Annotated in this window: 9 protein-coding genes; 6 read left to right on the plus strand and 3 right to left on the minus strand. The window is 59.2% G+C overall.

Annotation, left to right across the window (positions count from 1 at the left end; translation table 11 throughout):
* Nucleotides 1-228: 228 nt before the first annotated feature.
* The 5 genes from BBBR_RS00910 (at nt 229) to BBBR_RS00930 (ending at nt 5,681) form a co-directional block, all read left to right on the plus strand.
* The gene (locus BBBR_RS00910; protein WP_003828071.1) at nt 229-1,497 is read left to right on the plus strand and encodes a DUF2318 domain-containing protein; all 1,269 of its coding nucleotides are present in this window, start codon (nt 229-231) and stop codon (nt 1,495-1,497) included.
* A gap of 22 nt (nt 1,498-1,519) precedes the next feature.
* Nucleotides 1,520-2,824: an ABC transporter permease gene (locus tag BBBR_RS00915; protein ID WP_003828072.1), complete on the plus strand. Its 1,305-nt coding sequence runs from the start codon at nt 1,520-1,522 to the stop codon at nt 2,822-2,824.
* A gap of 32 nt (nt 2,825-2,856) precedes the next feature.
* Nucleotides 2,857-4,251: an ABC transporter permease gene (locus tag BBBR_RS00920; RefSeq protein WP_003828073.1), complete on the plus strand. Its 1,395-nt coding sequence runs from the start codon at nt 2,857-2,859 to the stop codon at nt 4,249-4,251.
* A 15-nt stretch (nt 4,252-4,266) separates the two neighbouring features.
* Entirely contained in the window at nt 4,267-5,064 is a 798-nt protein-coding gene (locus BBBR_RS00925; protein ID WP_003828074.1) for an ABC transporter ATP-binding protein, read from the plus strand.
* A 65-nt stretch (nt 5,065-5,129) separates the two neighbouring features.
* Nucleotides 5,130-5,681, plus strand: a complete 552-nt coding sequence (locus BBBR_RS00930) for an FMN-binding protein (RefSeq protein ID WP_003828075.1) — start codon at nt 5,130-5,132, stop codon at nt 5,679-5,681.
* 258 nt (nt 5,682-5,939) lie between these two features.
* Here the strand turns inward: BBBR_RS00930 and BBBR_RS00935 are convergent, their stop codons facing one another.
* The 3 genes from BBBR_RS00935 to BBBR_RS00945 all read right to left on the minus strand — a co-directional run bounded on the left by BBBR_RS00935 (nt 5,940) and on the right by BBBR_RS00945 (nt 11,411).
* Nucleotides 5,940-6,533 carry a TetR/AcrR family transcriptional regulator gene (locus BBBR_RS00935; protein WP_015438314.1) on the minus strand — a complete coding sequence of 198 codons (594 nt, stop codon included), beginning with the start codon at nt 6,531-6,533 and terminating at the stop codon, nt 5,940-5,942.
* A gap of 94 nt (nt 6,534-6,627) precedes the next feature.
* Nucleotides 6,628-8,790 carry a YhgE/Pip domain-containing protein gene (locus BBBR_RS00940; protein ID WP_003828078.1) on the minus strand — a complete coding sequence of 721 codons (2,163 nt, stop codon included), beginning with the start codon at nt 8,788-8,790 and terminating at the stop codon, nt 6,628-6,630.
* Nucleotides 8,787-11,411 (minus strand): YhgE/Pip domain-containing protein, encoded by a 2,625-nt coding sequence (locus tag BBBR_RS00945; RefSeq protein ID WP_003828079.1) that lies wholly within the window; start codon nt 11,409-11,411, stop codon nt 8,787-8,789. The genes BBBR_RS00940 and BBBR_RS00945 overlap by 4 nt, the downstream gene beginning before the upstream one ends.
* A 474-nt stretch (nt 11,412-11,885) precedes the next feature.
* Between BBBR_RS00945 and BBBR_RS00950 the strand changes: the two genes are divergently transcribed.
* Nucleotides 11,886-13,244 (plus strand): putative ABC transporter permease, encoded by a 1,359-nt coding sequence (locus BBBR_RS00950; RefSeq protein ID WP_003828081.1) that lies wholly within the window; start codon nt 11,886-11,888, stop codon nt 13,242-13,244.
* Nucleotides 13,245-13,334 lie beyond the last annotated feature (90 nt).

Here is a 13,334-nt window from a genome sequence, read left to right on the forward strand (position 1 = left end):
CGATGCGACAGCATCGCGAGCAGCATTGAGCCGGCCGCAGGCCGTCCATAATTGCTGGTGATTTATTAAGCTCCCTCTGATGAGGGATCTGGACGCCGAAGGCGGACTGAGGGAGAGAAGAACAGTAAAACAATACGTGGAGTCTCTCCCCCAGTCTGCTACGCAGACAGCCCCCTCGTCAGAGGGGGCTTATATTACTTTTAGCGCCAATGCAAAGAAAGGACGCGAATGCTTGAACAATTCGTGGCAGTGATGCCGGGAACATTGGCCCCCGCATTACTGGTGATGTGCCTGAGCGTGATGCTCGCGGTCGGCGAAGGGCGAGACAAGCCCGCCAGCGCGCATTGGCGTCTCATCGGCTTGATCGTTGGCCTGATCGCCGCCATCGTGTTCGCGAGCCTGCGCGCCTCGGCCGTGATCAACCAGCGCACATTCGTCAACTATCCGGTGCTGTGGTGCGCGATCATTGCCGACATCCTCGCCATCATCGTCGTAGTGTTCGCACGTCGCATCACCACCAATTGGCAGCGGCACAAGGCCATCATGCACATCGCGAACGCCATCGCCGCCATCGACATCGCGCTCACCCTGTTCTACGCACTGCCGGACGTTATTCTGCAGCTGACCATCTGGGTGGAGCCCGGCGATCCGATCTTCACCTCCGACATGCTGTTGCGCGCGCTCGGCTTCGCGCTGGGCCTGGCCATGTCGATTATCGTGGCCGCCATCTTCCGCACGCTGCGCTCCACCGCAGTGCGCGCCTCGTTCACCGCCGCGGTCCTCGCGGTGATGGTGATTCTCTTCATCCAGCACCTGACCGGTGTCATGCAGATTCTGCAGGCGCGCGGTTTCCCGATGGGCCACACGGCCTTTGTGGCCCTCGCATGGTCGATCAACCACAACAGCTGGATGATCATGGCGCAGGCATTCGTGTTCCTGATTCCGGCCGTTGCCTCCGTGGTGGCCGGCTTCCGCATGCCGCTGACCGGTGCGAACGAAGCCATCGGACGCAAACACAAGGCATTCCGCCGCCGTGCCGTGGCCTCCGCCGTATGGAGCCTCGTGGCGATGATTGGTGTCACGCTGACCCTCACCGTCGGCGTCGCCGCAACCCAGCAGACCATCACCCTTTCGCCACCGGAGGCCTACTCACTCAAGGACGGCGTGGCCACCATCCCATTCAGCCAAGTTGAGGACGGCCATCTGCACCGCTTTGAATACAAGGCCAAGGACGGCACCGTCATGCGCTTCATCATCATCAAGAAGAACGGTGGTGCGTATGGCATCGGTCTGGACGCCTGCGAGAACTGTGGCGACGCCGGCTATTACGAAAAGGATGGCAAGATCATCTGCAAGAAGTGCGAGGTGGCCATCAACCTGGCGACCATCGGCTTCAAGGGTGGCTGCAACCCGATTCCGTTCCCGTACAAGACCGGCAACGGCAAGATCACCATTCAAACCACCGATCTGGACGCGCTGAGCGCCCACTTCCAGTGAGTGAAGGCAGGAGGCAAAAACCATGTTCTTTCTGCGTATGATCGCTCGATCGTTCACCCGCCAGCTGCGCCGGCGCCTGCTCATCGCGCTTACCGTATGTCTTTCGGCGACGGTGTCTGTGTCGATGCTGGGCGTCGTGTTCGACGTGGGCGACAAGCTCAACGCCGAGCTGTCCACCTACGGTTCGAACATCACCGTGCAGCCCAAGGCGGATGCGGTCGTCTCCGACCTGTACAACACCGAGGCAGGCGGTGTGGCGTCCACTAGCGATCCGACCGCCTTTCTGAAGGAATCGGACGCGGCCAAGATCAAAACAATTTTCTGGGCGTTCAACATCACCAACTTCGCGCCGCAGCTCAACATTCACGCCACCGTAAACGGCACCAATGCGTCGATCGTCGGCACCTGGTTCAACAAGAACCTGAAGCTCTCCACCGGCGAGACCACCGTGGTGGGCGTCGAGGGCATGCGTTCGTGGTGGCAGCTTGACGGCAAGTGGCCCAAGGACGATTCCGACCAGGGCATTATCGGCAAGACGCTGGCCACCGAACTCGGCGTAACAACCGGCGACACCGTGACCCTCAACAAAACCACCGCCTCGGGCAAGAAGAACGAGCAGAAAATCACGCTCACCGGCGTCTACGATTCCGGTGACGAGGATAACGGCTCGCTATACATCGCATCCTCCATCGCTCAGGTGCTGGCCGATTTGCCCGATTCGGTGGACAAGATCGAGGTCAAGGCCCTGACCACGCCGGAGAACGACCTGGCCCGTAAAGCCGCGCAGAACCCGTCCGTGCTGAGCCAGGACGAGTGGGAGACCTGGTACTGCACCGCCTACCCAAGCTCAATCGCCTACCAAATTGAAGAGGTGATTCCGGGCGCTGTGGCCAAGCAGGTGCGTCAGGTGGCCGCTTTGCAGGGCAATGTGCTGCAAAAGACGCAGGCCGTGATGATTTTGATGACCGTGCTGAGTCTGATTGCCGCCACCGTGGCCGTGGCCAACCTGATGGTCGCCTCGATCGGCGAACGGTCCGGTGAGCTGGCGTTGCTCAAGGCGCTCGGTGCCACCGATGCCGCAGTGTCCCGCCTGATGATGGCTGAAACGGCGACGATTTCGTTGCTGGGCGCGATTGTGGGTGCGCTGCTTGGTTCGGGTGTGGCGCAGCTGATTGGGCAGGTGGTGTTCAGCTCCGGCATCACCATGCGGCCCATGGTGTTCGTGCTGGTGTTCGTGCTGCTGGCCGTCACCGTGCTGTTGGCATCCGCCTCTTCGATTCGTTCGATTCTGAACCTCAAGCCCGCGGAGGTGCTCCATGGCCGCTGAGTTTGCCCACATAACTGGGAAGGAGGAAACCGATGACTAACACCGGCATGTTCTTCAGGATGCTGTTCAGCGCCGTGTTCCGCCGTCGTTCGCGCGCGATGATGGCGGTAGTGGCGTCTCTGGTCGGCGCGGCCACACTGTTCTGCTTGGCGATGATTTGCATCGCCGTGCCGCAGCAGATGAATGAGGAGATGCGTGCGTATGGCGCAAATCTGATTGTCACGCCTACCGAATCCACTGGGGATAAGGCCGGCATAGATGAGTCGATGGTCCAGCACACCACTGAAATGGTCAAAGCCAAGGGTTCTGCGAAATACGCCACCTATCGCTACGAAAACGTGCGTGTGAACGCGTCTCCGTATGTGATGGCCGGTGTCGATGCGGCGCAGGTAAAGAACCTCAATCATCACTGGGTGGTCGACGGTAAGTGGCCGTCCTCCGGCAAGGTGCTGGTCGGCCGTGACATCGCCGATGCTATCGGTCTCAAGGTGGGCTCCGCCATCACTATCGGTTACCGTGCGTCCGATAATGCCAGCTCTACTGGTACTTCGGCCTCCTCTAACGAGGGGACCGGCTCGGCGAATGACGAGACCTCCTCAAGCAGCTCCCAAAACTCGTCCAACGACATGCAAGGCATGGATATGTCTGGCGACATGGCTGGTATGGATATGTCAGGCTCGTCATCCTCGGACCAGTCGTCCTCAAGCCAAACCTCTAATGGCCAATCAGGCCAATCCCCATCCGATCAGCCAACTCAAGACGGCCGCGTCTCCAGCGACATCATGGATACCTCCGGCACCGAATTCCGTGTGGCCGGCATCGTGGACACCGGCGGCAGCGAGGATTCGATCATCTACGCCACCAACGCCGACGTCAACAAGCTCACCGGCGTGACGCGCGGCGTGGACGTTATTGAATATTCGGCCGGAACCAGCGACCTCGCAGGGCTGGTTTCCAGTATCAATGAGATGACTTCCATGCACGTCAAGGCGCAGAAGGTCACTAAGATCACCGCCTCTGACACCCGCATCATCACCATGTTGCAGACGCTGTTCTGGGTCGTCTCGCTCGTGGTGCTGGTGCTTACGCTCGTCGGCGTTGGCACCACAATCAGCTCGATCGTCTCGCAGCGACGCAACGAAATCGGCCTGCGTAAGGCCCTCGGTGCCAGCTCACGCGCAATCGGCATTGAGTTTTATGTCGAATCGGCGTTTTACGGCCTCATCGGTGGTCTGATTGGCACTGCAATCGGCTACGGCCTCGCCAGCTGGCTGTGCGTGGCGGTGTTCGAGCGCTCCATCGGATTCAACTGGTGGCTGGCGCTGATTTCCGTGGTGTTCAGCGCGTTGGTCGCCGTAGTCGCCTCCATCCCGCCCGTCCACCGCGCCACCCGTATTGACCCTGCCGTTGTGCTTCGCGAAGAATAAAGAAAGAGAATCGTCATGCTACTTGAACTCGACCACATCTCGAAGATCTACGGCGACCTGCACGCCGTAGACGACCTCAATCTGACCGTGCCGGAAGGCGAATGGCTGGCCATCGTCGGTTCCTCCGGTTCGGGCAAGACCACGCTGATGAACATGATTGGCTGCATGGACACGCCCTCCAAGGGTTCCGTGAAGCTCGAGGGCCGCAAGCTGGAGGATCTGAACGCCACGCAGCTGGCCGACGTGCGTAAGAACCTCATCGGCCTGGTATTCCAGAAGTTTTATCTGGTGCCGCACCTGACCGCTGTGGAAAACGTGATGGTGGCGCAGTACTACCATTCGGTGGTCGATGAGAAGCAGGCCATGGAAGCGCTGGAGAAAGTTGGTCTGAAGGATCGCGCCTACCACCTGCCCGGCCAGCTCTCCGGCGGCGAGCAGCAGCGCGTGTGCGTGGCTCGTGCGCTAATCAACGATCCGAAGCTAATTCTGGCCGACGAGCCCACCGGTAACCTTGACGAGAAGAACGAGAAGATCGTGCTCGACCTGTTCCGCAAGCTGCATGAACAGGGCACCACAATCATTGTGGTTACGCACGATGCGCTGGTCGCCAGCTGCGCGCAGCGCGAGATCATGCTCAACCACGGCGTGCTCGTCGGCGAGAAGTGGAATGACGAGGATGCGCGCAAGGTGTATGAGGCGGTCGGTGGAAAGCCCGCTTCCACGGGTGCGCAGGTGGAAGGCGCACAAAACGGCGAAACCGCCATCGGATTCGCCGACCCCACCAAGGCCGCAAAAACCGGCGGCGAAGAGTAGGGCCGTATATTGGCTTCCCCCGGGCACGAGGGGAGCCAGTGTGAGGTGCGAATAGGATATTGGATATGACTGAAAAGAACACGTTGAAGAAGTCCGCGACGCTGGCGGCGGCTGGACTGGTCGTGGCCGGTGCGCTGCTGGCCGGGTGTGGCGAATCCAAGGCCACGCCGATGGATGACGCGTATGCCGGTAATTCGGGCGAGACCCAGAAATCGCAGGAAGAGCAGTCGCAATCCCAGTCGGATAGCTCGAATGGTTCCGATTCCAGCTCGTCTCAGAACGACCCGTCCACCACCACATCCGACAAAAAGGACACCGGCAACTACAAGGACGGCGACTACTCCATCAACGGTCAGTATGGCCCGGTCGGCGAGGATTCCATCGATGTTCATCTGACCATCAAGGACGGCAACGTTGAGAACGTGGAAATCGTGGGTCACCCGTTCACCAAGATTTCCAAGGGCCACCAAGATGACTTCGCCAAAGCCATCAACGGCGTGGTGGACGGCAAGCCCCTGAAGGGCCTCAAGGTGGATAAGGTCGCCGGCGCCAGCTGGACTTCCGACGCCTTTAACAAAGCCCTCGAAGTCGCCCGCCAAGAGGCGTCCATTCAGTAGTAGGTAGACATCTGCAGATTTTTCAACCGCGGGAATGGGCATTCTCCGCTTCAAGGGGCTGATTTGGCCTTTCCGGAACCTCTACTTGCGCTTCGAGGGGCTGCTTGAGGGCGAGATCTCAACTATCAGACGCATATTGGTTACGTTATTCTGCCGTTTTTAGTGCCTGTCTACTTTGCCATCAGCCCCTTGAAGCGGAGATAGATGTTCTGAAAAGACCAAATCAGCCCCTCGAAGGCGAAGTGCACGTGTAGTCCGTTACTTCAGTAACGCCGGCCAGAGTAGATCAGACATACGGGCGGCCCAGGCGGTGTCGTCATCCATCGCTTTGCCTTCGATGGCCTCATACGCCACCAAAGACCCGATGATGGTGGATAACAGCAGTTTCTCGTCAACACTTTCGCGGAATACACCTTGCGTCACGCCCTGCTTCAAGAATGCGGCAACTCGACTCAGCCACGGCGTAATCACCTGATTGACAATGTGCTGGAAAAATTCGGCCTCGCTGGATAGCACAATGCCTACGCGCTTGACATCGATGTTGTTATTGCGCACCCAGTCCACCAGTCGTTGCAACAACTGAGTGAAATGCTCCCGCGTGGGGCTGGGTACTGGGCCGGCGTCCGGGTTGACCAGATACATGGCACTGATCTCGCGCAGCAGCTCGTCAGCATTATGGTAACGGCGGTAAATCGTGGTTTTGGCCACGCCGGAACGACGAGCCACCTCTTCGATGGTCACGCCGCTGATGCCGCGATCCACGGCGATCTGCAGCGTGGCCTGCATCAGCTTGCGATCCGTCGCCTCGCGGGTGCGCTCGCCTCGGAGCATCGTGTCCGTTGTCCTCTCCATCATCTCTTCTCTTCAACATGTGCTCCCGCTGGCGGGAGCTGGCCGGCGGAGCCGGACTGAGGGTGGTTCATGTCGTCGGCTCGGGTCATATTCCCTAGCTCAGTACCTTAGTGCTCTCGACCTGCGCCACATACCACTGGTTGAACTTCACCAGTGGCTTGCGCAGCAGCAGTCCCAACAGCAACAGCGGCGGTATGAACGCCAGCAGCAGTCCGGCAGCCCTCCAATAGTCCATGTCGTAGATGCCGGCAATAGCCGCGCGCATCATCGTCACTGCGTGGGTGAGTGGCAGGAACGGGCTGACTTTCGCGATGAAATCAGGCAGCATTTGCATCGGGTAGGCGGCGTTTGCGCCCGATATCTGCACGATGAGCATCAGCACGCCGATTGCCTTGCCCACATTGCCGAAGCTCGCCACCATGGTGTAGGCGAAGAACGAGAACACCAGCGAAGCCAGCCATCCTGTCAGCATGAACAGCAGCGGATGCACGGCCTGCACGTGCAGGAACAGCAAATCGCCGCCCAAGGACACAGTGGACTGCAGCAACGCAATCAGCGCGAACACCCCGTAATGGCCTAGGAATAGCTGATGTGGGCGCGGGTTGCCCAGTGATTCGCGGGTGCGCCGCGACACGGAGGTTTTGAGCGTGACCGCCATCAGTAGCGATCCGACCCACAGCGGAATCAGCGTATAGAACGGGGCCATTGAGGAGCCGAAATTCGCCACAGGGAACACGGCCTTGCGTTTGAGCTGCACTGGAGCGGCCAAGGTGCTGGCCAACGTTTCGGGGTCGTTGCCCAACACCTCCTTGACCATGCTCATGTCGCCGCTGTTCAGTGCCTCGCTCAGCTTGCCGTTGAACGACGTCAGTTCGGAGCTTGCGGAGCGTAGTTTGTTGGCCACTTTGTCCAATGTGGCGTGGGCATCGGCAAGCATGCTGTCGGCATCGCTTGATGTGCTTCGCAGATCGCCGAGTGTGGTGTTCAACTTGGCCGCGCTGGTGTCCAGAACACTGGAAGCATCGGCAACCGTGGCCGACAAGGACTCGATTTGTGGCTGCACGTTACTGGCGTAATCCGCGGTGATGCTGGCAATGCTGTTTTGCGCCTGCTTGGCCAGATCCTTGACCTGCGCCCGCTGGTTCTGCGCGTCTTGGTTGCCCTGGCGGATATCGCTGGCTGTCGTGTTCAGCGCCTGCTGCAACCTGGTCTGCCGTGTGATTGAGCGGTCCAATGCCTTGACGATGGACGAATCGTCGCCCAGTAGTCCGGCCAGCGTATTGCGGATTTCGGTATATTGCGCGGTCTGCTTGCCCACGGCTGTGGCCTGGTGTTCCAGCTCGTCGGCGGTCGTGGTGGCTCCGCTGTTCGCGTCGGCATAGAGCTTGTCGATGGAATCGGACACCGCGCCGAAGCTGGAGGCGCTCGTGTCCAGCGCGTTGCTCATTGCCTCGGTGGTGGTGCTGAGTGCGCCGGCCACATCGCTGACGCCTTGTTTGGCGCCTTTGAGATCTGTGCTGCCTTGTTGCGCGGCGCTGGAAGCCTGCGTGATGAGCGCGTTCGCGGTGTCCAGCAGAGCGCCGGCGGAATCGGTGAGTGAGCCATAGGTGCCGAGGAGATCGGCGGTGCTCTCGAGCTGGGTGGCAAATCCGGCGATATTCGTATTGAAGGTGTTCAGTTGCTCTTTCACTGCGGGCGTGGAGAGTTGGTCAGCCAGCGATGACGCAATCTCCAGCCCGGCTGAGGTGATGGTTTTGGCAAAGACGGTGTTGATTTCCGCCGCCACCTCGTCGGTGCCCTCGTTGAGTAGGTTCGGAGCCAGCGCGTTCTTCTTCTCGTTGCGGTAGTAGGTCAGCTCGGCGTGCTGCACATCGTCGGAGAAGAAGGTCATCATGTCTTTGCTGAACTGCTTCGGAATCACGATGGCCGCATAGTATTTACCGGATTTCGCGCCTTCGATGGCGTCGGACTTGGAGGTGATGGTCCAGTCGAGTTCGCTGTTGGCGCGCAGGGCGTTGACCACTTGGTCGCCCACGGTGACTTTAACCGGAATCAGATCGGATCGATAGCCCTCATCCACATTGGCTACGGCGAACTTCAGGTTCTTCATGTTAGAGAACGGATCCCAGCAAGCGGCCACATTGAACCAGGTGAACAGGCCGGGAATCATGACCAAGCCAATCACGATGATGATGGACACCACATTGCTGGTCAAGCGCTTGATGTCGCCGGTAAAGAGCTTCCAGATTGTGCTCATCGTGCGTGCTTGCCTTCCTTGGTCGGCGGTGTTGAGGGAATGGTAAGGGTGTCTGCGCTGTGGTCGGGCCGTGCCTCGACGTTGGCCGGCGGCCGGTGACCGGTTTTATGCCTGTACAGCATGGTGCGAATCGATTCGTCGGAGAGGTTGCCGAGTTCGGTTTGGCGGCGGATGGAATCGCGCATATATTCCACGACCATCAGGAAGCCGACGATGATGAGCACCCATGCCAGCCACGTGCCCATCACCACGATCTTCTCGCTGGTGGTCAGCGAGAAGACGATGATGAGCGCTGCCGGCACCACGAATCCGGCAATCAACGCGCCCAGCAAGAGGCGTGGGTAGTGGTAGGCGAATTTGGCGGCGCGGCGCTCGATGGCGTGGCGGTATTCCTCGCGGTCGGCCAGTGCGGCGATAGCCTGGGTGACGCGGTATTCGTTGCTGGTGATGTGCACCGGCTCGCCGATAATCATGTCGCTTTCCTTGATTTCGCGGGCGAACAGACGGTTGAGATTCGCCAGCTTGGGGCGGGCGCCGAGGCCGAGCAGGAAGGCGAGCGTGGCGAAAATTAGCATTTTGCCGATGTAGCCAAACCAGTGACCGTCATAGAAACCGCCGATGGTCTCGCGCAAGGCGTCGATGGAATAGGTGAACGGCAGCAATGGGTAAAGCGTGCGGAAGAATCCCGGCATCATTTCGATCGGGTACAGGCCGGAGGCGCCGGGCACCTGCAGGATGACCAGCGCCACGCACACGCCTTTGCCCACGTGCATGAAGGTGGTGGAGAGGGCGAAAATCACTGACATGTACACCAGTGAAGTGATGACGCAGGTGAGCAGGAACACGGGCGCGCTCGCGCATTGAATGCCGATGATGAGGTCGCCGATGCCAGTGACAAGGCCCTGGGTTGCGGCCAGCGTGGCCAGCAGCAGGAAACGGCCAAGATAGCCCTGGGAAGGGGTGAGGTTATCGATGTCTTCATCGTCGGTCTCGAGCTTGGGAATCACTACAAGCACGAATGCGCCCACCCACAGAGACAGGGTGGTGAACAGCGGTGCCATGCCGGAACCATAAGCGGCGACCGGATAGATGGCCTTCTCGCTAATGACGGTGGGAGAGAGCATGAAGTCGGATATTGTGCTGGCGTCGAGTTTGCCGTCGGTGCCGATAAGCGCGTTTAGCGAACTGGAGATGCTCAGGGCCTTGATATCCGTGGCGAGTGTGCTGAGTTTGGCCTGCACGCCGGCCAGAGCCTGGTCGGTGCTGTTCAACGCGGTTGTGGTGGAGGAGACCGCTTTGTCGAGCTGGTCGAGGGTCTGCTCCGATTGATCGATGAGCGAGCTTTGCGAGGTGATGCCGTTGGACAGCGTACTGGCTGTGGAACTCAACGTGTTCAGGCCGGTGTTGAGTTGGGGAAGCGCGCCGGAAACCAGTGTACTGCGTGCGGTGTTGGTGGCATCCAGTGTGGTCTGGGTAGCGGTGTTGAGGCTGCTGGCCAGACCTGCGGTATCGGTGTAGGCGTTACCGATGGTGGTGTTGAGACTGCTGAGATTATTCAGGGTTTCGGCGAGGTTGCTATTGCGGTTGTCCAGCTTGCTGATGGCGGATTTGAGCGGTTCCTGATTGGCGTTCGGCAGTTCCTTGAGCTGGGCGATGACATCGGCGTTGGCCTGATTGATGTCTGCGGCGGTATTGATCATGCCGCCTACCTGCTGGTTGGCGGAGTTCAGCATGCCGGTTACTGTGCCGATGCTCTGATTGGCTCGAGAGGAAGCCTGGCTCAGCAGGCTTGACCCTTGGTCGAGGGAGCCGGATGTGGCGGTGACGAAAGTATTCAGACTGGTCTGTGTGGTGCCGATGAGTTTGGACGCGCCGGCCAGTCCCTGTGCGGTGTCGATGCCGAGTTCTCGTGCGTCTTCCAGCGCTTGGCGGGCCGTCCGTGTTTGTTCAGGCGTGCCGGCGAGCTTGGTGTTGAGTTTGGCGATGGTGTCTCGAGTGTGCTGCACGTCACTGGAGGCTTCATTGAGTGTAGCGATCGTTTTGGCTTTGGTCTGGTCTTCGGCAGCGATGGCTTTGTCTCCGACCGTGTTGATGACTTCGGTAAGCACCTCGGACACGGTGGACACAAAAGTGGAGTTGACCGTGCGGTCCACGGTGGATGCGCCGACGTCGGTGACTTTGGGCGCGATGGCGCTGGCTTTCTCGTTGACGTAGTACTGGAGGGTGGGTTTGTCTTTGCCGCCGGTCACCACACCGGCAAGGTCATTGGAGAAATCCTTGGGAATCACGATGGCGGCATAGGCTTTGCCGGATTCGACCTGGCTCATTGCTTCGGCCTCGGTAACGAAGGTCCAGCCGAGCTGGTCGTTGTCTTTAAGCTGGTTGACGATTTGGCCGCCAAGATTTTGTTTGCCGATCAGGGCGTTGTCGATGCCGGTGTCGTTGTTGGCCACGGCGACGGTGATGCCGTTGGTGTTGCCGTATGGATCCCAGAAGCCGACGATATTGTACCAGGAATACAGCGGCGGAATGAACACCATGCCGAACATGATCACCCAAGCTGCCGGCACTGTGAACAGGCGCGCGAAGTCGCGCTTGAGAACTTTCAGGATGTTGCCCACTGATACCCCCGGAGCCTGCTGCTGGATTACTGCGTTTCTCGTAGCGATACGGTAAGCGTAGCGCTACGGTTTAAGTAGCGTAATACCGCCGGGGGAGATTGATGGGTGATTTCGTCCGAATATGCGACTGCCCGGCGGCTTATCGTGCGCCGTTGGGCAGTGTGTCTGGTTTTGGTGTTTGTGGGGCGTTGAAAAGAGTCGTTTTGGGCGGTATCCTCTCCCTGCCGGGAAAGCCCACCGCGTGGTTAACTTTTCACCGCGATGTGTTCGTCCCACCACGTAGTGACTGTTCCACGGCGAGGTGTCGCAAAATGGCTTTATTCAGCCAAAACCAAAATCCTGCTGACAACGTGGTGGGGTGTTCGCCGCGTGGTGGAGGTGGCTGTAAGGGTGTCAAACTGTTTTGATGCTCCTAAGTTTGGCAAACCCCCGATTGGGGTGATAGCGTGAGATGACGCTACGCGGAGGGAAATCATGCTCAGAAACGACGATGCGGCCGCAAGCCCCGGGAATGCGCGGGAGCGCCGCAGCGGCATGGATATGCCGGGCACACATGCGGATTCCGAGGATAGGACTGCCGCGGACAACATTATCCACGTTGCCGATGGTGCCAAGTCCGCCGTCGTGGCTGATTTGGTGGCCGACGAGTTGGACGTTGTCGGTCTGAATCCCGATGCCAGGCGTCTGCCGATTCTGGCGCGTATCTATGGTGTGCTGGTGCTGCTCGACGGTCTGGCCGTGCTGCCGTTGGTGGTGCTGACCTGCATCTACTCCGTGCGTGAGATTCTGAATGGCCGTGTGCACGTCGATGCGATGAGTCTGACCTTCATTCTTTCCGTGGTCTACGCGTTGGTACTGATCGTCAGTGCCGTATGCCTCATCGTGTTCGGTGTTCTGCTATTGCGTAATCACCGCCGTTATGCCGCGCGATGGACGTATGTGCTGATGCCTCTCACCTTGGCCGACGGCATGCTGTCTCTGGCGCTGACCGGCCTCGGGTTCAACCTGTTGCTGCCGATTATCCAGATGATCATCCTCATCGTGATTTCGGTGACTGCCGATCCCTCCCTGATAGAGGAGAGACGCTTGCAACGCGCGCTCAAGCGTATGGATGAGCGCGATGAGTACGAGTCCGCCGTTGCTGTCGGCATGCTCGGGCGTGACCAGTCCGGCAAAGGCTATATCGCACTGGACTTCTTCAATATCTTCTGGCTGTTCACCATCGCTTCAGTGGGCGGCTTGATTGTGGAGACGATATATCATTTTGCGCTCTATAACGGTGAGCTGCAGGACCGCGCGGGTCTGCTGTGGGGGCCGTTCTCGCCGATTTACGGCTGCGGTGCGGTTTTGGTCACCGTGTGTTTGAACCGCCTGTGGAAGGCGAATCCGTTTCTGATTTTCTGCGCGTCGGCGGTGATTGGCGGTGCGTTCGAATACTGCACGAGTTGGTTCATGGAAGTGGCATTCGGCATCACCGCATGGGACTACACCGGTCGCTGGCTGTCCATTGACGGGCGTACGTCGGGCCAGTTCATGTTCTTCTGGGGTCTGATTGGCGTGGTGTGGGTCCGCTGGCTGTTGCCTCGCCTGCTCGCGCTCATCAATCGGATCCCCTGGAAAGTGCGGTATTCGTTGACTGCGGTGTGTGCGGTGCTGATGGTGATCGACATCGCCTTCACCCTGATGGCCCTAGATTGCTGGTATGGGCGCATGGCCGGTCAGCCGCAGACTTCGCCGGTTGCGATGTGGTTCAGCGAGCGTTATAGCGATGCCTATATGGCCAATCGTTTCCAGACCATGCACCTCGATCCCTCCAAGGCCGGGCGAATGTGACGAATCTCTTATGCGAGAGGCGTAAGACAGCTCGTGCGTGGTGACCGGCCGGGCGATAGACTGGAGCATGTTGTGATAATTTGGGGTCTC

The sequence above is a fragment of the Bifidobacterium breve DSM 20213 = JCM 1192 genome, assembly GCF_001025175.1.
Classification (GTDB): Bacteria; Actinomycetota; Actinomycetes; order Actinomycetales; family Bifidobacteriaceae; genus Bifidobacterium; species Bifidobacterium breve.